The organism is Pseudarthrobacter sp. TE9888 (assembly GCF_056279345.1).
This window is the reverse complement of record NZ_JBWBRD010000002.1, coordinates 3,674,078-3,696,192: the sequence shown is the minus strand read 5'-3', so window position 1 is coordinate 3,696,192 and position 22,115 is coordinate 3,674,078. Positions and strand designations below refer to the sequence as shown.

Here is a 22,115-nt window from a genome sequence, read left to right as displayed (position 1 = left end):
TCGTCCGGCAACCGAACCTGCGTCAGGCCCGCCGCCTCTTCGCCACTACCTCATGGGCCGCGTCCACCAGCTGGCGCGCCGATTCGTCCCAGCTGAACTTGGCCGCGCGGGCCATGGAGCGGCGGGACAGGTCCTGCCAGCGTTCGTCGTCGCGCAGCTGACCCACCGCGTCAGCGAACTGTCCGGGTGACTCGGGATCCACATAGATTGCGGCATCCGACCCCACCTCCCGGAAGATCGGAATGTCACTGGCGATCACCGGGGTACCCACCGCCATCGCCTCCACCAGGGGCAGCCCGTACCCTTCGGCGCGGGACAGGCTCACCAGCGCCGTGGCCCGGCGCAGGAGTCCGTCGTACTCGGCATCCGTGACTCCGTTATGAAACACGACGGAGGCGCCCCGGGGGACGATGCGCTCCAGCTCCGCCCGCCGCTGCGGCGTGATCCGGCTGAGCAGGTGCAGGGTGTAGCCGGGCAGCCCGGCCATGCCGGCCACCATGGTTTCCACGTTTTTGTACGGCATGAAGGAGCCCATGTAGATGATCGTCTTGTCCGCCCCGGCGGCGGGCTCCCGCGGTTCCTGGGCCGGCTGCGGGGCGTTGGCGATGATGCGTACGGGCCGGCGCGTCAGCCGGTACTTGGCCATCAGTGCCTCCGTGGTCCGGCTGATGGTGGCAACAATGTCGGCCCGGTCCAGGAGCAGGCGCTGCGGCCAGAACGCCTTATGGTACAGCCGCCACAGGAGGCGGACGGGGGCCGGCAGGAAACCCGGGGGAGTGGGGTGCTCGTAGTAGATCAGGTCGTGCAGGGTCAGGATCAGTCCGTACTTCCGGCCCCAGGTGCCCATGGTCTGCATGGGGCAGACCACCACATCCGCTCCAAGCGCGTTGACCTTCCGGGCAACGAACAGTTCCAGGGGCGAGAGCGGGCTGCTGATGAGCGTGTAGGGCACGTCAGGCAGCAGCGCCAGCTGCCGCTCGTCGGAAACCAGCATGGACACGTCCGCGATCTTGGCCGTTGCGGCGATCAGGCTGGCCCCGTAGCGGCTGATGCCGTCGTGGTGGTCGGTACGGGTGAAACGTGCATCGATGACGATCTTCACGCGGGATGGTCCTTTAGGAAGCTGCGGATGTAACGGGCGGCCGGTTCAGGCGTTTCGTAGTGGATCAGGTGCCCGACGCCGGGAATCACCTTGAGTTCGCCGTCCGGGAGCATGTCCAGGAGGCGGTGCTGGCTGGGGAGGGTGGCGATTTCATCCTTCTCGCCGGCGACCAGCAGCACGGGCAGCCGCAGCCGGCGGGCGACCTCGGCCACGTGGTGGCTGACGGAGGCGGTAAAGGACTCCAGGAGGCTGTCCCTGTCGGCGAAGGAACTGAAGTAGGCATGGTGCTGGCCGTGGATGTAGGCCCTCAGCCCGTGATCGCGGGTTTTCGCCATGGTCTCGCTCATCACCCTGACAATCAGGGGGTTCCGCAGCAGTGCCAGGCCGGGCCTGCGGGGAAGCCGCGCAGCAAGCTTGTAGTACAGCACCGCCAGCCGGGTCATGACTCCCTTGGGTCCCTCCAGCGCCGGCGCTGCAATGGGGTTGATGAGGATGAGGGGACGCACTGCGTCCGGGTTGTTGGCCACGAAGTGGGCCGCCACGATGGATCCGAACGAGTGTCCCAGCAGTACTGTGTCTTGGCCCAGGCCCAGTGCCGCCATGAAATCGGTGATGAACTGCCCATAGCGTTCCACTGAGTGCGGGCCGTGGGTAAAGGCGTCCGAGCTGCCGAAGCCGGGGAGGTCCGGCATGATGATGCGCATGTCCGGGAGCTGGTCCGCCACGCGCAGGAGCCCGTGGTGGTCGCCGCGGAATCCATGGACCACCAGGATGGTTCGGGTGTCCGGGGTGGCCTCCAGCGGCTCATAGGTCCAGTAAGCCACGGTGCCGCCGTCGAGGGTGACGGCGGAGGCCCGGGTGCGGCCGGAAAGGCCGGCGCTGACGTATGCGGGCGCAGGGGAGGGCGCTGGGTTCACGGTATCCATGGCCTGCCCTAGTTGACGTTGTCCGGGTGGGACCCGGTCCGCTGCCCGCGGTCCAGCGCGTTGATCGCCGCCATGTCGCGTGCTGAGAGTTCGAAGTTGAAGACATCGAGGTTCTCCCGGATGCGCGCCTCCGAACTCGCCTTGGGAATGGCGATGTTGCCCAGTTGCATATGCCAGCGGAGGATCACCTGGGCGGGCGTCCGGCCGTGTTCGGCAGCGCAGGCCTGGATGACGGGGTCTGCCAGCACCTGGCCGCGGCCCAGCGGGCTCCAGGCTTCGGTACGGATGCCCAGGTCCGCGTGCTTGCTGCGCAGTTCCTCCTGTTGCAGCCAGGGGTGGAGTTCGATCTGGTTGACTGCGGGGACCACCTCGGCGCCGGCGAGCAGGCGGTCAAGGTGGGCCGGTTGGAAATTGCTGACGCCGATGGCACGCACCCTGCCCTCCCGGTACAGGGTTTCCAGGGCGCGGTAGGTCTCGGTGAAGAGCCCGCGGCGGGGGCATGGCCAGTGGATAAGGTACATGTCCACATAGTCCAGGCCCAGGTTGACCATGGAATCGTCAAAGGCGCGCAGCGTGGCGTCAAAGCCATGGTGGTCGTTCCACACCTTCGTGGTGACGAACACGTCTTCACGGGCCAGGGGCGGGAACAGTTCGCCCGAGCCGCCACTGCCCGATCCCGCCTCCAGCTGGGAACTGATGCCGCGCGCGACGCCGGTCTCGTTCCCGTACATGGCAGCGGTGTCGAAGTGGCGGTACCCGGCGGCGAGCGCCGTGGCGACCAGGCCTTCGGCGTCGGCTGCCGGCACCTTGTACAGCCCAAAGCCGAGCTGGTCTATCAGCACGCCGTTGTTCAGGCTGAGCCGGGGTGAGGTTCTCATGGCAACGACTCTACCTACTTCAGCTGGTCAGGCCCTCGTAATCGACGAGGCGGCGTGCGGTGGCTTCGTCCAGGATCAGGTCGGTGGCGAGCCTGGCGGCCAGGGCCCCGCGCAGGCCATTGATCTTGGAAACCCCGGATACTACGCAGATCCTGCGGCGTACCTGCCGGAGCTGTGCCAGTGACGGGCCTGTGGAGCGTTCGTTGAGGACGATCCCGTCAGAGGACCCGTCGTCCCGGAAGAACACGGTGGCAACGTCTCCGACGACGTCGGAGTTGGCCAGGGCGTTGAGGTCCTCTTCATCGAGGTAGCCGCCGGCGTAGACGTGGCTTGGGTAGTCGGCGTGGACCGAGCCGACACCGAAGATGGCGATGCTCATCTTCGCCTGCAGTTCCAGGACGCGCTGCACGCTGCGCTCGTTCCACATGGCCGTCTTGGTGGCGGCGTGGTCGAAGAAGGCCGGGACGGGGAACTGTTCGACCCGTGCTCCGTAGGCGCTGCCGAACCGGCGCATGATGTCACTTGCGTAGGTGATGCCGGTGGTGTGCATGTTACCGGCGCCGTTGAGCTGGACGATCACGCTGTCGTGGGTAATCTTCCTGGTCAGGTGCCTGCTGACCGCGCTGAGCGTGGATCCCCAGGCCACGCCGATGATCGCGTTCGAGTCCACCAGGGGCCCGATGGTGCGGGCGGCCTGCATGGCCACGCGGTCCAGGGTCTCGGCTTCATTGAGCGTCCCGAGGATGGGAACCACATGGACGTCCAGGTTGTACCGGCGCCGGATCATGCCCTCCAGTTCCGGTCCGGTATCCAGGGGGTTGCGGATCTGGATCTGCACCAGGCCGGACTCCCGCGCCGATGACAAGAGCCGGGAAACGGTGGACCGGGACGTTCGCAGCTCGCGTGCGATCGCGTCCATGGTGAGGTCCTGCAGGTAATACATTTGTGCAGCTCGGAGGGCATCCTGGTCGCGGGAAAGTGCCATCTCACTTCCGTTCTGCACGTTTGTGCATAGTGCTTGACTCCATTTTCCATTTCTCCAAACAATAGAGCAGAACGGCGGTGCCGCACAGTGGCGACCGCAACACACAAAGCCCCAAGGGAGTCGTTTTGGGACCCAAGGATTCAACTGTCCAACCATCTGTTAATACGCCCCGGCCAGGAGGCGAACGCGCATCCGTCCACGGCCTGCGGCGCCGTCCGCACGCGAAGGTGCTGGTGGTTGGCGGCGGCATCAACGGAGTGGGAACGTTCCGTGACCTGGCCCTGCAGGGCGTCGATGTGGCGCTGGTCGAACGCGGTGATTACTGCCAGGGCGCAAGCGGTGCATCCTCGCACATGATCCACGGCGGCATCCGGTACCTGGAAAACGGTGAGTTCCGCCTGGTCCGCGAATCAGTGGTGGAGCGGAACCGCCTGCTGAAAATCGCCCCGCACTACGTCAAGCCGCTGCAGACCACCATCCCCATCTTCAGCACCTTCTCCGGGATCCTCTCTGCACCCCTGCGCTTCCTTACCCATAAACAGCAGGGCAAGCCCAAGGAGCGCGGCGCATTCCTCATCAAGGTGGGCCTTAGCCTTTACGATTCATTCTCCCGCGATGGCGGCACGGTGCCCCGGCACCAGTTCCGGACCCACAAGGCAGCCCTGCAGGAACTGCCCGCGCTCCGGTCGGACGTCAAATACACCGCCACCTACTTCGATGCCTCGGTGCACAACCCGGAGCGGCTGACCCTTGACGTCCTCCAGGACGGCGAAAAGGCCGGCCGTTCCCAGGGCGCCGGCGCGCAGGGTGACACCGCCCGGGCCAGCAACTACCTCTCGCTGCAATCCATGTCCCCGGAGCCCAACCCGGGGACCGGCCGGGGCAGCACCGTCCGGCTGCGCGACGAACTCAGCGGGGAGGAATTTGACTTCACCGCGGACATTATCGTGAACACCACCGGCGCGTGGGTGGACCTGACCAATGAGTCCATGGGTGCAGCCTCCGCCTTCATGGGCGGCACCAAGGGTTCGCACATCGTGCTGGACCACCCGGGCCTGCTCGCCGCCTGCCGCGGCCGGGAAATCTTCTTCGAACACACCGACGGCCGGATTGTCCTCATCTACCCCATGGGCGACCGGGTGCTGGTGGGCACTACGGACGTCGACGCGGACATGGCGGAAGACGCCGTCTGCACCGACGAGGAAATCCAGTACTTCTTCGACCTGATCCGCCACGTCTTCCCGTCCGTCGAGGTGACCCCCGACGACATCGTCTACACGTTCTCGGGGGTGCGCCCCCTGCCGAGCCACGACGCGACCCAGCCCGGCTTCGTGTCCCGCGACTACCGCATTGAACGGCGCGCGTCGGGCACAAACGGAACCGGCGCCGTCGTGCTGAGCCTGGTGGGCGGCAAGTGGACCACCTTCCGGGCCCTCGCCGAGCACCTGACCAATGACGTCCTCACCGAGCTCGGGGTCCAGCGCAAGGTGTCGACGGCGCAGCTCCCCATCGGCGGTGGCGCCGGCTTCCCGGCCGACGAGGCGGGCGTGCAGAAATGGATCAAGGCGCACATGGGTGCCGGCCGCGACGCGGACCGCACTGCAGGGCTGCTGACCCGGTACGGTACCCGGGCGGACGCCGTGATCGAGTACCTCGACGCTGCCCCTGACCAGCCGCTGCGGTCCACCCGGGAGCTCACCGTCCGGGAGCTGGAGTTCATGGCGGCCAACGAGCAGGTGGGGCACCTGGTGGATGTCCTCATCCGCCGTACCTCCCTGGCCTTCCGGGGGCTGGTCACCGGGGAACTCCTCAACGAAGTGGCGGAGGTTTTGTCAGTGCCGCTCAAGTGGGACGCTGCAGCCCGCGCCGCTGAGATCAAGCAGGCACAGGACGTGCTGCAGCGATTCCACCGCGTGGAAACGCACAGCCTGGTCTCCTGAGGCCGGGCGGCCGGCCGGGGCGCGCCAGCGTCCCGGCCCAACGGTCCTTCACCAGCGGAGGACCGACAACTAAACAAAGAAGGAGTCAAAGATGTCTCTAGGAATAGTCTTCCTCTCCGAAGTCTTTGGCACGGGCATGCTGACCCTGTTGGGTTGCGGCGTCGTTGCCAACGTGGCTTTGCGGGGAACGAAGGGCAACAACGGCGGATTCCTGATGGTCACATGGGGATGGGGTATCGCCGTCTTCTGTGGCGTCTTCGTCGCCGCCAAGTCCGGTGCCCACCTGAATCCGGCCGTGACCTTGGGCCTGCTGCTCAACGGCAAGGCCGAGTACGCCCCGGGAGTCGCTGTTGATTTCGGGACGACCCTTACCTACCTCGGCGGAGAGATGGTGGGCGCCTTCCTCGGTGCCGTGGTTTGCTGGCTGGCCTACAAGCAGCATTTTGATGACGAGCCCGAGCCCGCAGGCAAGCTGGGCACGTTTTCCACCGGCCCGGCCATCCGTTCCACCACATGGAACCTGATCACCGAGATCATCGGCACGTTCGTCCTGGTCTTCGTGATCCTGACCCTCGGCGGCACCCCCTCGGGCCTTGGCCCGCTCGCCGTGGCGCTGCTCGTGGTCGGCATCGGTGTTTCGCTCGGCGGCCCCACCGGATACGCCATCAACCCGGCACGTGACCTCGGACCCCGCATTGCCCACGCAGTGCTTCCCATCAAGGGCAAGGGCTCCAGTGACTGGAGCTATGCCTGGATCCCGGTGGTTGGCCCGCTCGTCGGCGGCGCCCTCGCCGGCATCGTTGCAAGGATCGTTCCGATCATCATCACCGCCGCCTCTTAAGCCCCCGGCAAACAGTTCGAACAACCAGACAAGGACGTCATTATGAACCAGTACGTAATCGCCATTGACCAGGGCACCACCAGCACCCGCGCCATCATCTTTGACCACAGCGGCGCCATTGTGTCCTCGGGCCAGATGGAACACGAGCAGATCTTCCCGCAGGCAGGCTGGGTGGAGCATGACGCCTCGGAGATTTGGAACAACACCCGCGAGGTGATCGGCTCGGCCCTCTCGAAGGCGAACCTGACGCGGCACGATATTGCCGCCGTCGGCATCACCAACCAGCGTGAAACCGCGGTGGTGTGGGACAAGACCACTGGCAAGCCGGTTTACAACGCGATTGTGTGGCAGGACACCCGCACGCAGGACATCGTGGACCAGCTGGCCAAGGACGGCGGAGCGGACCGCTTCAAACAGAAGGTGGGCCTGCCGCTGGCCACCTACTTCTCCGGTACCAAGATCAAGTGGATCCTGGACAACGTTGACGGCGCGAGGGAAAAGGCAGAGGCCGGTGACCTGGTGTTCGGCAACACGGATGCCTGGGTCCTGTGGAACCTGACGGGCGGCGTCGACGGCGGCGTCCACGTCACCGACGTCACCAACGCCTCCCGCACCCTGTTCATGGACCTGGAGACGCTGCAGTGGGACGACGAGATCCTGGGCATTTTTGGCGTTCCGCGCAGCATGATGCCGGAGATCAAGTCCTCCTCCGAGGTATACGGCACCGTCCACAGCTCACAGCTGCTCCGCGAAACACCGGTTGCAGGCATCCTGGGCGACCAGCAGGCAGCCACCTTCGGCCAGGCAGCCTTTGAAACCGGCGAAGCCAAGAACACCTACGGCACCGGCTGCTTCCTGATCTTCAACACGGGCGAGGAAATCGTCCACTCGAAGAACGGCTTGCTGACCACCGTGGGCTACAAGCTGGGCGACGCCAAACCCCACTACGCGCTGGAGGGATCCATCGCGGTGACCGGTTCGCTGGTCCAGTGGCTGCGGGACAACCTGGGCATGATCAGCAGCGCCCCCGAGGTGGAAACCCTCGCCGCATCAGTCAAGGACAACGGCGGTGTTTACATCGTTCCGGCATTCTCCGGCCTGTTCGCCCCGTACTGGCGTTCGGATGCCCGCGGCGCGATCGTTGGCCTGACCCGGTTCGTCAACAAGAACCACATCGCCCGGGCAGCACTGGAAGCCACCGCATTCCAGACCCGCGAGGTGCTGGACGCGGTCAACGCGGACTCCGGCGTGCCGCTGAGCGAGCTGAAGGTCGACGGCGGCATGGTGGCCAATGACGCCCTGATGCAGTTCCAGGCGGACATCCTGGGCGTCCCGGTGATCCGCCCGAAGGTCATCGAGACCACGGCGCTGGGTGCTGCCTACGCGGCAGGCCTCGCCGTTGGTTTCTGGAAGGACCTGGGCGAGTGCTCGGCCAACTGGTCCGAGGACAAGCGCTGGGAACCGCAGATGGACAAGGCCGAACAGGAACGCCAGATGCGGCTCTGGAAGAAGGCGGTCACCAAGTCCATGGAGTGGGTGGACGAGGACGTCAGGTAGGTTCTCCAACCCAGGGGCCGTCCTGCCTTTCCGGCGGGACGGCCCCTTGCCGTGTCCGGGAATTTTCCCGGCGGACGCATGCGGACGTCAGGGAACGGGCCGCGGGGGCAGATCTTCAGTGGCCGGACCCTGGATGACTTTGCCGTCCACATCGAACCGGGAGCCATGGCAGGGGCAGTCCCACGTCCGGTCTGCCCGGTTGAAGCCCACCGTGCAGCCCAGGTGGGTACAGACTGCCGACACTGCGTGGACGTGGCCGGCCTCGTCCCGGTAGCAGGCCGTGCTGGATCCTTCTGCCTCAAGCACCGTTCCATCGCCCGGCGCGAGGTCCGCCGCCTGCGCTGCGGGGCCCGTGCGGGATTGGCTGTCTCCGCTCCCCGGGGCTGCCTGCGCCGTGGGCCCCCGGGGCGCGCGGTTGCTGTCGAACAGGGCGGCCCACTCGTTGGGAGTGCCATTGAGGAGATCCGCAAGCGCCAGTGCCGCGGCCGTACCGTTGGTCAGGCCCCACTTGCGCAGGCCGGTGATCACGAACGCGTGCCGGCTGTCAGGGTTCAGCGGCCCGGCATAAGGCAGCCCGTCCTGCGGCAAAGCATCCTGGGTGGACCAGCGGTAGGACACGCTGCCGGCCCCGAAATGGCTGCGCGCGTAGCGGGCCAACCCGGCGTGGCGCGGTGCCGGATCAACCTGCTCAGCGGCGGGATGGCCGCCGCCGCCAACCAAGAGGTACGTTGTCCCGTCCAGCTGCACGGTCAGCAGCGAATGCATAGGTTCATCGGCGCTGATGAAGGTCGCGTCCAGGGGAGGGGCATCAACCGGCGCGGCGACGATGTACGAACGGTGCGGCCGGCACAGGGCCTCAAACCGGCCATGGTCTCCGAAGGGAACGTTCGTGGCCACGATTGCGTCCCGGGCCAGCACCGTTCCCGTCCCGGCGGCAACGGTGACGGGCGTGCCCTCGCGAAGGTCCACCGCGCGTGTCCGTTCGAAGACAAAGCTGCCACCGCCGTCCACCTTTCCTGCCAGCCCCTGTAGATACTGGACCGCGTGGATCTGGGCCTGGCCGTCAAACCGGACGGCGCCGGCCACCGGAAACGGCAGGGGCACGTCGGCAGTAAAGGTCGACGGAAGGCCGAGCGCGGCCGCAAGTCCGGCTTCCGCCCGCACTTCCGGCAGCGCATCAGGACCTGACGCGAAGGTGTAGTTGACAACCCGCCGGAATCCGCAGGATAGGTCTTCTGCCGCCACTACGCCGCCGATATGTTCCAGGGCGGCCTGGTTCGCCTGCCCGTAAACCCGGGCAGCGGACGTGCCATGGATGCGCTGCAATTCCGAGTAAGCGAGGCGGTGCAGGGATGTCACCTTGCCGGTGGTGTGGCCAGTGACGCCGGTTCCGACCCGGCCGGCTTCGAGGACAGCCACCGAGCGCCCCGAGCGTTTCAGGGCCAGCGCTGCGGTGAGCCCGGCGATGCCTCCGCCGATGACTGCCACGTCCACTTCCACGGTGCCGTGAAGTTGAGGGAAATCGGTAGCGCCGGCGGTTGCCAGCCACAGGGAGAGGGGCTGTCCTTCAGCAGGGCCGGCAGTGGTTGCCTCTGACATGGTGTGCCGCCTCCCAACGTTGTGGGATGATCATGCGCGCTTGCCCCGGCCAAAGCAACGGGCCGTTCGGCCTGGCTGAGGCGGGGGACGTGCCGGTGCGCTAAAGTAGATCCATGCGTGCGATCCTTCTGCTTAGTTAGCCGCCGGCTCCGACTATCGGACAGCTGAGCGGCAGCCCCTCCATGGAGAGGGGCTTTTGTGTGTCCGGGGCATGGCGCCGGGCCGGCAGCAGGAGGATCAGGCCGTTATGGCAGCACAGATGCCGTAACAGAACAGAAGAGGGCAGCAGTGGGCGTTCAGCCGGAGACAGAGACCGGAACAGCAACAACAGTATCGGCGGAGCCTGAAGAGGGCACCTACAGTTTCGCCGCCATGGAGGCCAAATGGCCCCAGGTGTGGGAAGACCTCAAGGTCTTCACCCCGGCGGACGACGGGTCGCGGGAGCGCCGCTACGTGCTTGACATGTTCCCGTACCCGTCCGGCGACCTGCACATGGGCCACGCCGAGGCGTTCGCCATGGGTGACGTGGTAGCCCGCTACCTGCGGCAGAAGGGCTTCGACGTCCTGCATCCCATCGGCTGGGACTCCTTTGGCCTGCCTGCGGAGAACGCCGCCATCAAGCGCAACGCCCACCCCAGCGAGTGGACGTACGCCAACATCGACACCCAGGCCGCTTCCTTCAAGCGCTACGCCATCTCCGCCGACTGGTCGCGCCGCCTGCACACTTCCGATCCCGAGTACTACCGCTGGACGCAGTGGCTGTTCAAGCGCTTCTACGAGCGTGGCCTGGCATACCGGAAGAACTCCCCGGTCAACTGGTGCCCCAAGGACCAGACCGTCCTGGCCAACGAGCAGGTGGTCAACGGCGCCTGCGAGCGCTGCGGCACCACCGTCACCAAGAAGTCCCTGAACCAGTGGTACTTCAAGATCACCGACTACGCGGACCGCCTGCTGGATGACATGGACGAGCTCCGCGGCCACTGGCCCGAACGCGTCCTGGCCATGCAGAAGAACTGGATCGGCCGGTCCGAGGGTGCGCACGTAAACTTCGTGATCGAGGCCGACGGCGGCAGGCCCGCCAAGGACGTCACGGTCTTCACCACCCGCCCGGACACCCTGTACGGGGCAACTTTCTTCGTGGTCGCCGCGGACGCGCCGCTCGCCGTCGAACTTGTCACGGACGAACACGCCGCGGCCCTGGACGAATACCGCGAACGGGTCAAGGCACTCTCGGAAATCGAGCGCCAGTCCACGGAGCGCGAGAAGACCGGCGTCTTCACCGGCCGCTACGCCATCAACCCGCTGAACGGGGAGAAGCTGCCCGTGTGGGCAGCCGACTATGTCCTGGCGGATTACGGAACCGGCGCCATCATGGCCGTGCCGGCCCACGACCAGCGCGACCTGGACTTTGCCAAGGCCTTCGACCTGCCGGTCCGCGCGGTCCTGGACACCGGCGAGGAGGACCCGGCCGTAACCGGCACCGCCACGGCGGGGGAGGGGACGCTGATCAATTCCGGCGGACTGGACGGCCTGCCCAAGGGTGAGGCCATCCCCGCCGCCATTGCCATGCTCGAGCAGCAGGGGACCGGCGAGAAGTTCGTGAACTTCCGGCTCCGGGACTGGCTGCTGAGCCGCCAGCGGTTCTGGGGCACACCCATCCCCATCATCCACTGCCCGTCCTGCGGCGAAGTTCCCGTCCCGGATGAGCAGCTGCCGGTAACCCTGCCCGCGGACCTCCGCGGTGAGGACCTGGCCCCCAAGGGCACCTCCCCGCTGGCAGCAGCCGAGTCCTGGGTCAACGTGGAATGCCCCACCTGCAACGGGCCGGCCAAACGGGACACCGACACCATGGACACGTTCGTTGACTCGTCGTGGTACTTCCTGCGCTTCGTTTCGCCGCACTACACCGACGGTCCCTTCGATCCGCAGAAGATCAATGACTGGATGCCGGTGGGCCAGTACGTGGGCGGCGTGGAGCACGCCATCCTCCACCTGCTGTACGCCCGCTTCTTCACCAAGGTCATCCACGACCTCGGCATGATCGATGCCGACGAACCCTTCAGTGCACTGCTGAACCAGGGCCAGGTCCTCAACGGCGGCAAGGCCATGAGCAAATCCCTGGGCAACGGCGTTGACCTCGGCGAACAGCTGGACAAGTTCGGCGTGGACGCTGTCCGCCTGACCATGGTGTTCGCCTCCCCGCCCGAGGACGACGTGGATTGGGCCGACGTGTCGCCGTCGGGCTCAGCCAAGTTCCTGGCCCGGGCCTGGCGCCTGGCGCAGGACGTGGACAGTGCCCCCGGTGCGGACGCGGCCGGAGGCGACCGCGCGCTGCGGTCGGTCACCCACCGCACCATTGCCGATGCCGCCGAGCTGCTGGACGCCAACAAGTTCAACGTGGTGGTGGCCAAGCTCATGGAGCTGGTCAACGCCACCCGCAAGGCGATCGACTCCGGTGCGGGTGCCGCGGACCCTGCAGTCCGGGAAGCCGCGGAAGCGGTGGCCGTGATCCTCAGCCTGTTTGCGCCGTACACGGCCGAGGACATGTGGAACCTGCTGGGGCACCCTGCATCGGTTGCCAACGCGGGCTGGCCCGCCCACGATCCCGCCCTCCTGGTCCAGGACACGGTGACCGCCGTCGTCCAGGTGCAGGGCAAGGTCCGTGACCGGCTGGAAGTGTCCCCGGACGTCTCGGAGGACCAGCTGCGCGAGCTGGCCCTGGCGTCGGAGAACGTCCAGCGGGCCATGGACGGCCGGGGCATCCGGACCGTGATCGTCCGTGCCCCTAAGCTGGTGAACATCGTTCCGGCCTAGTTGCTGTACCCGCAGTAATTTACCGGCCGTCGGAAGCTTTCCGGCGGCCGGTGCCGTTTGAGCCGGACGCCGATTCCAGGAGGCACCTTGCCCGACAGTAATGCCGCAGCCTGGCCGTGGGTCCGTGCTCGGCTGTCGGGCCTGCGTCCGGCCGTCCGGCCCGGGTCCAGGCGGCCCGGCGCAGGCGCTGTGGTGCGCACCGCCGTCGTCACCGACTCAGCCGCTGCCCTTCCGGCGGCCTATGTCCGCGGACTTCCCCTGGACGGGATCCTGACCGTGACTCCGATGCCCGTCATGGTGGGCGCCGAAATCTACGGCGAGGGCGAAGACGACATCCTCGAGACCATTGCCGTGGCGCTGGCTGCCGGGACTTCGGTCAAGACGTCACGGCCTTCGCCGGGACAGTTCGAGCATGCCTACCGGGCCGCTGAACTCCGGAGCTTCGATGGAATTGTCTCGGTCCACATCTCGGGCGAACTCTCCGGCACAGCCGACGCGGCGCGGCTGGCCGCCGGCAGGGTGGGGATTCCCGTGGACGTCGTGGACACGCGCACCGTTGGCATGGCGCAGGGAATGGCGGTGCAGGCAGCGGTGGAAGCAGCGTCAGCCGGCGGCGACCGGTCCGCGGTGGCCGCTGCGGCGGCGGCGCAGGCAGCACGTACCAAGGTCTTCTTCTATGTGCCCACCCTTGAGCAGTTGCGCCGCGGCGGACGGATCGGGGCGGCGGCCTCGCTCCTGGGCACCATGCTCGCCATCAAGCCAATCCTGGCGGTCGACGGCGGCAGGATCGTTCCGCTGGAAAAGGTGCGCTCGGGTGCCAGGGCCGTGGCCAGGCTCGAGGAAATCGTCGTGGCGGAGGCGGAGGCGCATCCCGGAGATTCCGTTGTCCTGGCCGTCCACCACTTCGGCAATCCCGAGGAAGCGGAGAGCCTGGCGGTGCGGCTGGAGGCGGCCCTTCCACAGTGCCCTCCGGCGCAGATCAGTTCGCTTCCTGCCGTCCTGGCAGCGCACGCAGGCCTGGGGGTCCTTGCGGTGATCGTCGGCAGGTCTGCCACGGTTCACGGTGGTCCGCGCCCCAGCTGAGCGGGTTCTCCGGGCTGGCCGCTGCCGGACCAGCTGCAGGTCCTTGGCCTCTGGCGGCTGTTCGCGGGATTCCGTAGCGTCGCCCCATCAGGGACGTCCCAGTCCGGGACGGCAGTCAGAGGCTGGAGGAACTCATGCGTGCTCACGGAGCCCGCGCTCCCTGGACACGGCAAGTGGTCTTGGCCGCACTGGTATTTGGCCTGGCCGGATGCGCACAGGGCGGCAGCCCGTCGTCCCCCAGCCAGTCCAAACCAGCAGGATCAGGAAACCCGGCCTGCGACCTGATCACTCCTGCCATCGCTGCCAAGGTCGATCCCGGGCTGGTCCAAATGGGACAAAACGGAAAGCCGGCGGGAAGTCCGGCCTATCTGTGCAGCTATATGAGCAAGTACCAGCAGGTCCTCACGCTCTCGGTGGCGCTCATTTCGCCCGCATCGGCCGCTGAAATCGCCGAAACGAAAAAAGCACCCGACTGCTCCGTCGTGGATGGCATCGGGGACTTCGCCTGCCTGCAGTGGACGGGGTGGTTCCGCGGCGAGCCCGGCGGGGCATCTGCAAACACCGTACTCAAGGCCGTCAAGGGCAACGAATCCCTTACCCTCAACATGGTGGAATTGCCGCCGATCGCGGCAGGTACCCCCGTGCCGGATGGCAACGCTTCCGCGCACGCCCTCGCCCAGGCAGCCATCGACGGCGGGTGGGGGAACGGGGGCGCGCTGCGTGTTCCCGCCGCGCCGCCCGTGGGCCAACAGACAACATCCAACAACCCGGTCTGTGCCCTGGTCAGCCCGGACGCAGTCAGGAACGCATTCGGTGCCACCACCCAGGCGCAGATACTCCCCGGTGAGGGCAGCTGCCGCTATCTGTTTGGAACGCCGAGTACGCCCGGGCCGGATTCGCTCATGTTCTCCATCGAGCTCCATGAGGGCGGTGCTTCGCTTCTTTCCGGTGTTGCGCCGCCGGACGGCCAAAAAATCCAAGGCGTCGGCGATAGCGCCATCCTTGTTGTCCGGTCCGAACCCGGCGGCGCGAAGGCCCTCAGGCCGGAAAGCAATACCCCGGTCACCTATATGTCGTTGATGGTGGCCCGTGGCCCGAACATGGCCTTCTTCACCGCGCAGATCCTGATTTCCCCCGATGGGCCCAACGAAGCACAGACGCAGGAACAATTCATCACCCTCGTCAAGGGGATCGATTTCTGAACCGGCAAGTCCCACGCGTTGATAATGCATACCTTTCCACATAGCGGCCTTGGCCGGTGCGGCGTGCCGCTGGAGGTTCCTAGGGTGGAACCATGTCACGCCGGGACGCTGGAGCAGCACGTCAGCAGGCAAGGCATGCGAGGGACCGGTTGCATGCGGCACTTGGAGAGGCCGCGCCCGGGCTCCTGGAGGATGGAGACGGCCCCGGTGGTTTCGAGTACCGCGGGGCCGCCGGCGCAGCCGAAGCCGGGAGCGTTACCCAGGGCGGCACGGGCGAAGTGCCGCCGCTCCGGTGGCGGATGGGACTGCGGGTTGCCCTGTTGCTGGGTACCTTGGCCGTGGCGGCCGGAGTTTGGTTTTGGTGGCAGGCAGGTTTGGCATCCCCGGTAGTCCTTCCACTCAGCGGCGCCAGTTCCGCTGGCAGAACCGCGGGGCCGGCTGGCGCCGACCCCGGCAGCAGGCCACCAACGGATCCTGCCGGCGGCCTTGTGGTGGTGCATGTTGCGGGGTCCGTGGCCACGCCCGGCGTCATCAGGCTCCAGCAGGGCAGCCGGGTTAATGACGCCATTGCTGCCGCAGGTGGGGCGGCCCCGGACGCCGACGTGAACCGGCTCAACCTTGCCCTGGTGCTGGCGGACGGGCAGAAGATCTACGTGCCGCGGAGCGGGGAGCTACTGCCGGCCGAACCGGACGCAGCAGGTGCGGAAGATCCTGGTCCAGGCACCACCGGTGCTGCCGGCGGGCAACCCGGGGCACACGGCGGAAAGGTCAACCTCAACACAGCCGACGCTGCGGAGCTGGACACGCTGCCAAAAGTCGGGCCGGTGCTCGCCCAGCGGATCGTGGACTGGCGAAAGGACCATGGACCTTTCAAGAGCGCCGAAGAACTGGATGCGGTGGACGGCGTCGGGCCGAAGATGCTTGAAGCCCTGTTGCCCCTGGTGACGGTCTAGGGCATTCCATGGCTGCGACTACAGGCAGGAGGGAAGGGACCGGGCAAACGAGGCGGGGCGGGTCCACCCGCGGAGAAGGAGCCGGGAGTCCTTGGCGCCGGTTCGTCGAATCCGCCGTTCAAGGCACCGGGCCGGAACAGGAGGGTGGGACCCCCACAGGTACCGTGCAGGCTGCCAAACCAAAGTACCGTTCCGGGGGAGTGCTGCCCCCACCAACCCGGGCACGCCTGAAATCACGGCGCCTGCCCGGACGGCGCCCCCACGTACTGCCAAGGCTCCTGGTAAACGGCACGGCCCGCGTCCGCAAGCTGATGGCGGACCGCAGTGGGGCCGCGGCGGAAAAGGAAGCCGGTTCCGGGCAACCCCTCCGCCGTGTCGACCTCCGGCTCGCACTCCCTGCGGCCTTGGTGTGGGCAGCGTCGCTGGCAGGGCTCTGGCTCCCGCCCGTCGGGCTCGCCACGATGTGCTGCACCCTGGCTGCTGTCGGTGGCCTCGTGCTTGCCCGGGTGGCCACGGGCGGCCGGGCGGGGCGGAACTCCAACATCGCCGGTCGTACCGGAAATCACACGCCCCGGTCGCGGGTTCGGAGCTTCCCGGCCGCTGCGGGCGTCGCCCTGCTGCTGGCCGGCACGGCCGCAGCCCACTCTGCAACATCGTCCAGCCAACGGTTCACCGGACCACTTGCCGAGGCGGTCGCAGCCGGCAAGTCCGCCGTCACCGTCGTCGAGGTAGCAGGAACTCCCCGCCCTGTGGCGGGTCCCGGCGGGTCGGACGGACGTTGGTCAGTGCCGGTATGGACACAGGAAGTGACCACGGGAGGGATCCTGGTGCGGACCCGTGCCCGGCTGGTGGTGATGGGCGGGCAGGGATGGGGCAGCGTGGTGCCGGGCCAGACGCTGCGTGCAGCGGGCAAGCTGCGGCCGGCGGACCCCGGAGGGCCCGAAGCGGGAAACCTGGCAGCGTCCACCGCGCCCGGCCCCGCGGTGGGCGGGTCACTGCTGGAAGGGTCCGCCAGGGAACTCCGGCAGCGTTTCGTTGCCGCCGCAGCCTTCCTGCCGCCCGACGCCCGCGGACTCCTTCCGGGCATGGTTACCGGGGACACCAGCGCGCTGGACGAGGGATTGAACAACGCCATGAAAGCCGTGGGCATGACCCACCTGACCGCTGTCAGCGGGGCAAACTGCAGCCTGGTGCTGGGGGCGCTGCTGCTCCTGTGCCGGCGGCTCCGGCTGCCGCGGGCACCGGCTGCGGCGGCTGCCCTTGCAGGCCTGGCCCTTTTCGTCGTCCTGGTAGGACCCGATGCAAGTGTCCTGCGGGCAGCGCTGATGGGGGCCATCGGGGTGGCCTCCCTGGCCGGTGGACGCCCGGGACGTGGCCTCAGTTTTCTTTGCCTCGCCGTGATGGGGCTCCTGCTGGCCGACCCGGCGCTGGGTTCAAGCATCGGGTTCCTGCTCTCGGTGCTGGCCACGCTCGGAATCATCATCCTGGGCCGGCGGATCATCGGCTGGATTCCCGCGGCAGTCCCACGGTGGGCAGCCGCGGCAGTATCGGTTCCCTTATCCGCCCAGTTGCTGTGCGGACCGGTCATCGTGCTCCTGCAGCCCCAGTTTTCGACCTATTCGCTGGCGGCAAATGTGGCCGCGTCGCCCATGGTGGCTCCGGTCACCCTGTTGGGAACAGCCGCGGTGCCCCTGGTGGCGGTGCTGCCGTGGGCCGCCACGGCGTTGATAGCCGTTGCCGGGGCCTTCAGTGCCGGGGTTGCCGCCACGGCCAGGCTTGGCGCCCGGCTGCCGGGCTCGGCGCTGCCGTGGCCGGAAGGGGTGCCTGGCATGCTGTCCATGGTGTTGCTGTCGGTCCTGTCGCTGGCTGCCGTCTGGGCGGCGGCCCGGCCACGCAGGGTTGTCCGGCGGATCCGCAGGGTGCACGCCGCAACCGTTGTTTTGCTGGTCGGCGTTGAGCGGCGGCTGCACGGGCCCCGGGACCCGGGCAGCTTGGACCGGGGGCACAGACGTGGCAGGCTTGGTTATTGCAATAAAACCTCCGGAAGGAACATTCGATGGCCGCTGCGCAAAAGCGAGCACCCCGCTCCCCGGCATCGAACACAGCCTCCTGGCGGGACGTAACCCCGGCACGGATCGTCCTGGTGAGCGGGCCGGAAGAGTATCTGGGCATCAGGGCCATGGACAGGATCCGCTCGCAGGTCAGGGCGGCAGCGCCGGACGTGGAAGTCAGCCGCATCAATGCGGCCGGTTATGAGGCCGGGAGCCTGACCATGCAGGTGAGCCCGTCGCTGTTCGGCGAGAGCAAGCTGATCGAGGTTGAAGCCGTGGAAGGCATGAATGACGCCTTCCTCGCCGATGCCCTCCAGTATCTTCAGCGCCCGGAGGAGGACGCTGTCGTCGTTCTTCGCCATGCCGGCGGTGTCCGCGGGAAGAAACTCCTTGACGCCGTCAGGAAGGCCGGCTGGCCGGTGGTTGAGTGCCAGCCGCTGAAGAAGGACGCGGACAAAGTCCAGTTCGTTTCCGCGGAGTTCAAGGCAGCCGGACGCCGCATCAACCAGGACGCCGTGCAGGCGCTGGTGAACGCCGTCGGGGCAGCCCTGTCAGAACTCGCTGCCGCGTGCGCCCAGCTGATCGCCGACGCCGGCAGTACGGTCACCACCGACACCGTGGACAAGTATTACGGCGGCCGGGTCGAAGCGACGGCGTTCAAGGTAGCGGACGCCGCCATGGCAGGGAATGCCCCCGTTGCCCTCTCCACGCTGCGCCACGCGCTGGCCACCGGCGCCGATCCCGTTCCGCTGGTGGCCGCCCTCGCGTCGAAGTTGCGGACGGTTGCGCGGGTGGCTGGTGCCTCCGGCTCGTCTGCGCAGATAGCGGCGGAACTGGGCATGCAGCCCTGGCTGGTGGAGCAGGCGCAGCGGGACGTCCGGCGCTGGACCCCCGAGGGCCTGGTGCGGTCCATCCAGGCCACCGCAGAGGCGGACGCGCAGGTCAAAGGTTTGTCCCGCGACCCCGTCTACGCCGTGGAGCACGCCGTCACAGTCATTGCCATGTCCGTCCAGGGAAGATAGCGCCCCACACCCGTTACAGGCGTGGCGTCGCGGCGGCGTCCGACGGCGTGCTGCCGCAGCCAGGGGGCCAGCTTAAAGGCGTGTGGCCGGTACCCGCGGGTACCGGCCACACCATCAGTTCGTGGGAACTGGAAACCTTAGAGTGCGTTGACCTTCTTGGAGATCGCCGACTTGCGGTTCGCTGCGTTGTTCTTGTGCAGAACACCCTTGCTGACAGCCTTGTCCAGCTTACGGCTGGCAGAAACGAGCGCAGTAGTAGCAGCTTCCTTGTCAGCGGACTCAACAGCAGTGTTGACGGCGCGGATGGCCGTCTTCAGCTCAGACTTGACTGCGTTGTTGCGCAGGCGGGCCTTCTCGTTGGTCAGGATGCGCTTCTTCTGGGACTTGATATTCGCCACGTGTGAACTCTCTTTGTAATGCGGAAATGGTCTAGAGGGCTTTCAGGCTGGCCTTGACTGAGCGGCGTGGGGATACCTATGGCGGCCAACCATCAGTGACCGTCGACCTGCACGGACACACAGCAATAAAGACTAGCAGGTCAGCGGCGGCTCTGGCCATTTTGGGGCGGTCACTCCCAGCCGTGTCGCCGCCGGAGTCCGGCTGCCACCTTTTCAAAGCGTGCCTTGTCCAGTACCGCACCCTCGCGCCGGATGGATTCCGCGCGGATCTGCAGGATACGGTCCAGCCGTACTTCGCTGGGCCTGTCCTGCTTGTCCCAGCCGCCGGCGCCCAGATCCACATACTCCGCGGACGACGAACCGGTGGGAACCCGGTCCTTGCTGGTCAGCATCAGCCCCAAAAGGAACGGGCCGTTGTGGCCCACCAGCAGCACCGGCCTGTCCTTCCCCTTCCCGTGATCCTCTTCGTACGGGACCCAGGCCCACACCACCTCGCCCGGATCAGGGTCTCCGTCCGGTTGGGGCGCGTAGCGGACGGAGACCCGGCCGCGGTAATCACCGGGATAGGCGGCAGCCTCGACGGGCACGCCGCCGCCGGCGGACGCGGGGGTGCGGCCGCTGGGGCCATGTTCCCGACCCGTCGGCTGGGTCTTGGGCCGGTTCTGCGGCATGCGCAGGCCGCGGCGGACGGCGTTTCCCAGGGAACGCAGATTCATTGCCATCCGGACAGCCTATCGGCGGAGTTGCGGTACCGGGGGGCCGTGGGCGGGCCGCCAGGATGCGGAGGCCGGGTCCGGGACGTGGGACACTGGAAGTTAAAGATGTGCGGCTGGACCGCGGGCGCCTTTCAGTGTGCCTGGCGGAGGGCTGCAGAAAAGCCAACAGTAAGGACCCTGCGTGTCTCCCATGGCCCGCACCGCACCGGTGCCCGCCGCGACAGATCCGGCAATTATTCGGAACTTTTGCATCATCGCGCATATTGATCACGGCAAGTCCACCCTCGCTGACCGCATGCTGCAGTCAACCGGGGTGGTCCAGGCGCGCGACATGAAGGCCCAGTACCTGGACCGGATGGACATTGAACGCGAACGCGGCATCACCATCAAGTCCCAGGCCGTCCGCATGCCGTGGGAGGTGGACGGCGTCAGTTATGCGCTGAACATGATCGACACCCCCGGTCACGTGGACTTCACCTATGAGGTGTCCAGGTCGCTGGCCGCGTGCGAAGGCGCGATTCTGTTGGTCGATGCGGCCCAGGGCATCGAAGCCCAGACGCTGGCGAACCTGTACCTGGCCATGGAGAACAATCTCGCCATCATCCCGGTCCTGAACAAGATCGACCTGCCGGCGGCGCAGCCTGAAAAGTACGCAGCGGAACTGGCCAGCCTAATCGGCGGCGACCCGGAGGATGTGCTGCGGGTGTCCGGCAAAACCGGCGTTGGCGTGGAGGCGCTCCTGGACAAGATCGTCCGCGACCTGCCGGCGCCGACGGGCGATCCGGACGCGCCGGCCCGGGCCATGATTTTCGACTCGGTCTACGACACCTACCGGGGCGTGGTGACGTACGTGCGCGTGGTGGACGGCATGCTCCACCCCCGTGAACGCATCCAGATGATGTCCACCCGGGCCTCGCACGAGCTCCTCGAAATCGGCGTCAGCTCCCCGGAACCCACACCCTCCAAGGGCCTCGGCGTGGGCGAAGTGGGCTACCTGATCACCGGCGTAAAGGATGTTCGGCAGTCCAAGGTGGGCGACACCGTCACCAACCTTGCCAAGCCGGCGGCCGAGTCCCTGCCCGGCTACGCCGACGCCAAACCCATGGTGTTCTCGGGCCTGTATCCGCTGGACGGCGCCGACTACCCGGTGCTGCGCGACGCCCTCGAAAAGCTCATGCTCAACGATGCAGCACTGGTCTACGAACCGGAGACCTCGGCCGCACTGGGATTCGGCTTCCGAGTCGGCTTCCTCGGCCTGCTGCACCTTGAGATCACCCGCGAACGCCTGGAGCGGGAATACAACCTCGACCTGATCTCCACGGCACCGAACGTGGAATACGAGGTGACTTTGGAGGACAAGAAGGTGGTCCGCGTGACCAACCCCAGCGAGTACCCCACGGGCAAAATCGCCGAGGTCCGCGAACCGATGGTTTCGGCCACCATCCTGGCCCCCAACGAATTCGTCGGGGCCATCATGGAACTGTGCCAGTCCCGCCGCGGCGTCATGGGCGGCATGGACTACCTCTCCGAGGACCGGGTGGAAATCCGGTACCGCCTGCCGCTGGCGGAAATCGTGTTCGACTTCTTCGACATCCTCAAGTCCAAGACCCGTGGCTACGGCTCCCTGGACTGGAAGGCCGACGGCGAGCAGGTCGCCGACCTCGTGAAGGTGGACATCATGCTCCAGGGCGAACAGGTGGACGCCTTCAGCGCCATCACCCACCGCGACAAGGCCTACGCCTACGGCGTGATGATGACCGGCAAGCTCCGCGAACTCATCCCGCGGCAGCAGTTCGAGGTGCCGATCCAGGCGGCCATTGGCTCCAGGATCATTGCCCGCGAAAGCATCCGGGCCATCCGCAAGGACGTGCTGGCCAAATGCTACGGCGGTGACATCTCCCGAAAGCGCAAGCTGCTGGAGAAGCAAAAAGAGGGCAAGAAGCGCATGAAGATGGTGGGCACGGTGGAGGTTCCGCAGGAAGCGTTCATCGCCGCCCTCACCACCGACGAATCGAAGGACAAGGCCAAGAAGAAGTGACCACCGCGCA

General features: G+C 66.9%; 17 protein-coding genes. 10 read left to right on the top strand and 7 right to left on the bottom strand.

Features of this window, described 5'->3' with window-relative positions; all coding sequences use genetic code 11:
- Nucleotides 1-22: 22 nt before the first annotated feature.
- From ACZ9J7_RS17590 to ACZ9J7_RS17575, 4 genes are read right to left on the bottom strand one after another with little or no spacing between them, the layout of a single operon-like run.
- Nucleotides 23-1,102, bottom strand: a complete 1,080-nt coding sequence (locus tag ACZ9J7_RS17590; RefSeq protein ID WP_476211213.1) for a glycosyltransferase family 4 protein — start codon at nucleotides 1,100-1,102, stop codon at nucleotides 23-25.
- Nucleotides 1,099-2,028: an alpha/beta fold hydrolase gene (locus ACZ9J7_RS17585; protein WP_476211212.1), complete on the bottom strand. Its 930-nt coding sequence runs from the start codon at nucleotides 2,026-2,028 to the stop codon at nucleotides 1,099-1,101. The genes ACZ9J7_RS17590 and ACZ9J7_RS17585 overlap by 4 nt, the downstream gene beginning before the upstream one ends.
- Before the next feature lie 8 nt (nucleotides 2,029-2,036).
- Nucleotides 2,037-2,906, bottom strand: a complete 870-nt coding sequence (locus ACZ9J7_RS17580) for an aldo/keto reductase (protein ID WP_476211211.1) — start codon at nucleotides 2,904-2,906, stop codon at nucleotides 2,037-2,039.
- Nucleotides 2,907-2,925: 19 nt separating this feature from the next.
- Nucleotides 2,926-3,891, bottom strand: coding sequence for a sugar-binding transcriptional regulator (locus ACZ9J7_RS17575; RefSeq protein WP_141160366.1), 966 nt, complete (start codon nucleotides 3,889-3,891; stop codon nucleotides 2,926-2,928).
- A gap of 125 nt (nucleotides 3,892-4,016) precedes the next feature.
- On the opposite strand from ACZ9J7_RS17575, the gene ACZ9J7_RS17570 reads away from it, so the two are divergent.
- The 3 genes from ACZ9J7_RS17570 to glpK all read left to right on the top strand — a co-directional run bounded on the left by ACZ9J7_RS17570 (nucleotide 4,017) and on the right by glpK (nucleotide 8,229).
- Nucleotides 4,017-5,831 (top strand): glycerol-3-phosphate dehydrogenase/oxidase, encoded by a 1,815-nt coding sequence (locus ACZ9J7_RS17570; RefSeq protein WP_476211209.1) that lies wholly within the window; start codon nucleotides 4,017-4,019, stop codon nucleotides 5,829-5,831.
- 91 nt (nucleotides 5,832-5,922) lie between these two features.
- Nucleotides 5,923-6,672 carry an MIP/aquaporin family protein gene (locus ACZ9J7_RS17565; protein WP_476211207.1) on the top strand — a complete coding sequence of 250 codons (750 nt, stop codon included), beginning with the start codon at nucleotides 5,923-5,925 and terminating at the stop codon, nucleotides 6,670-6,672.
- A gap of 42 nt (nucleotides 6,673-6,714) precedes the next feature.
- Entirely contained in the window at nucleotides 6,715-8,229 is a 1,515-nt protein-coding gene (gene glpK / locus ACZ9J7_RS17560; protein WP_476211205.1) for a glycerol kinase GlpK, read from the top strand.
- A gap of 87 nt (nucleotides 8,230-8,316) precedes the next feature.
- Here glpK and ACZ9J7_RS17555 read toward each other — a convergent pair whose 3' ends face one another.
- Nucleotides 8,317-9,828 carry an FAD-dependent oxidoreductase gene (locus tag ACZ9J7_RS17555; RefSeq protein ID WP_476211203.1) on the bottom strand — a complete coding sequence of 504 codons (1,512 nt, stop codon included), beginning with the start codon at nucleotides 9,826-9,828 and terminating at the stop codon, nucleotides 8,317-8,319.
- A 288-nt stretch (nucleotides 9,829-10,116) separates the two neighbouring features.
- On the opposite strand from ACZ9J7_RS17555, the gene leuS reads away from it, so the two are divergent.
- From leuS to holA, 6 genes are all read left to right on the top strand, one after another.
- On the top strand, nucleotides 10,117-12,642 hold the full coding sequence (gene leuS, locus ACZ9J7_RS17550; RefSeq protein ID WP_476211202.1) for a leucine--tRNA ligase: 2,526 nt from the start codon (nucleotides 10,117-10,119) through the stop codon (nucleotides 12,640-12,642).
- Between the two features lie 87 nt (nucleotides 12,643-12,729).
- Nucleotides 12,730-13,725 carry a DegV family protein gene (locus tag ACZ9J7_RS17545; RefSeq protein WP_476211200.1) on the top strand — a complete coding sequence of 332 codons (996 nt, stop codon included), beginning with the start codon at nucleotides 12,730-12,732 and terminating at the stop codon, nucleotides 13,723-13,725.
- A gap of 134 nt (nucleotides 13,726-13,859) precedes the next feature.
- Nucleotides 13,860-14,927: a hypothetical protein gene (locus ACZ9J7_RS17540; protein ID WP_476211199.1), complete on the top strand. Its 1,068-nt coding sequence runs from the start codon at nucleotides 13,860-13,862 to the stop codon at nucleotides 14,925-14,927.
- Between the two features lie 92 nt (nucleotides 14,928-15,019).
- Nucleotides 15,020-15,880, top strand: a complete 861-nt coding sequence (locus ACZ9J7_RS17535; protein WP_476211198.1) for a ComEA family DNA-binding protein — start codon at nucleotides 15,020-15,022, stop codon at nucleotides 15,878-15,880.
- A gap of 164 nt (nucleotides 15,881-16,044) precedes the next feature.
- Entirely contained in the window at nucleotides 16,045-18,003 is a 1,959-nt protein-coding gene (locus ACZ9J7_RS17530) for a ComEC/Rec2 family competence protein (RefSeq protein WP_476211196.1), read from the top strand.
- Nucleotides 17,937-18,953 (top strand): DNA polymerase III subunit delta, encoded by a 1,017-nt coding sequence (gene holA, locus ACZ9J7_RS17525; RefSeq protein WP_476211195.1) that lies wholly within the window; start codon nucleotides 17,937-17,939, stop codon nucleotides 18,951-18,953. Before ACZ9J7_RS17530 ends, holA begins: the two co-directional genes overlap by 67 nt.
- Before the next feature lie 137 nt (nucleotides 18,954-19,090).
- Here holA and rpsT read toward each other — a convergent pair whose 3' ends face one another.
- Both rpsT and ACZ9J7_RS17515 read right to left on the bottom strand, forming a co-directional pair.
- Nucleotides 19,091-19,351 carry a 30S ribosomal protein S20 gene (gene rpsT, locus ACZ9J7_RS17520; protein ID WP_018761400.1) on the bottom strand — a complete coding sequence of 87 codons (261 nt, stop codon included), beginning with the start codon at nucleotides 19,349-19,351 and terminating at the stop codon, nucleotides 19,091-19,093.
- Between the two features lie 170 nt (nucleotides 19,352-19,521).
- On the bottom strand, nucleotides 19,522-20,073 hold the full coding sequence (locus tag ACZ9J7_RS17515) for a type II toxin-antitoxin system PemK/MazF family toxin (RefSeq protein WP_476211193.1): 552 nt from the start codon (nucleotides 20,071-20,073) through the stop codon (nucleotides 19,522-19,524).
- 175 nt (nucleotides 20,074-20,248) lie between these two features.
- On the opposite strand from ACZ9J7_RS17515, the gene lepA reads away from it, so the two are divergent.
- The gene (gene lepA, locus ACZ9J7_RS17510; protein WP_476211192.1) at nucleotides 20,249-22,105 is read left to right on the top strand and encodes a translation elongation factor 4; all 1,857 of its coding nucleotides are present in this window, start codon (nucleotides 20,249-20,251) and stop codon (nucleotides 22,103-22,105) included.
- Nucleotides 22,106-22,115: the final 10 nt, after the last annotated feature.

Bases quoted from the DNA above. Each gene is read 5' to 3' on its own strand.
- ACZ9J7_RS17555 (WP_476211203.1), bottom strand. From the start codon at position 9,828: ATGTCAGAGGCAACCACTGCCGGCCCTGCTGAAGGACAGCCCCTCTCC.
- ACZ9J7_RS17540 (WP_476211199.1), top strand. From the start codon at position 13,860: ATGCGTGCTCACGGAGCCCGCGCTCCCTGGACACGGCAAGTGGTCTTG.
- ACZ9J7_RS17575 (WP_141160366.1), bottom strand. From the start codon at position 3,891: ATGGCACTTTCCCGCGACCAGGATGCCCTCCGAGCTGCACAAATGTAT.
- ACZ9J7_RS17585 (WP_476211212.1), bottom strand. From the start codon at position 2,028: ATGGATACCGTGAACCCAGCGCCCTCCCCTGCGCCCGCATACGTCAGC.
- holA (WP_476211195.1), top strand. From the start codon at position 17,937: ATGGCCGCTGCGCAAAAGCGAGCACCCCGCTCCCCGGCATCGAACACA.
- glpK (WP_476211205.1), top strand. From the start codon at position 6,715: ATGAACCAGTACGTAATCGCCATTGACCAGGGCACCACCAGCACCCGC.
- ACZ9J7_RS17535 (WP_476211198.1), top strand. From the start codon at position 15,020: ATGTCACGCCGGGACGCTGGAGCAGCACGTCAGCAGGCAAGGCATGCG.
- ACZ9J7_RS17580 (WP_476211211.1), bottom strand. From the start codon at position 2,906: ATGAGAACCTCACCCCGGCTCAGCCTGAACAACGGCGTGCTGATAGAC.
- ACZ9J7_RS17515 (WP_476211193.1), bottom strand. From the start codon at position 20,073: ATGGCAATGAATCTGCGTTCCCTGGGAAACGCCGTCCGCCGCGGCCTG.
- ACZ9J7_RS17565 (WP_476211207.1), top strand. From the start codon at position 5,923: ATGTCTCTAGGAATAGTCTTCCTCTCCGAAGTCTTTGGCACGGGCATG.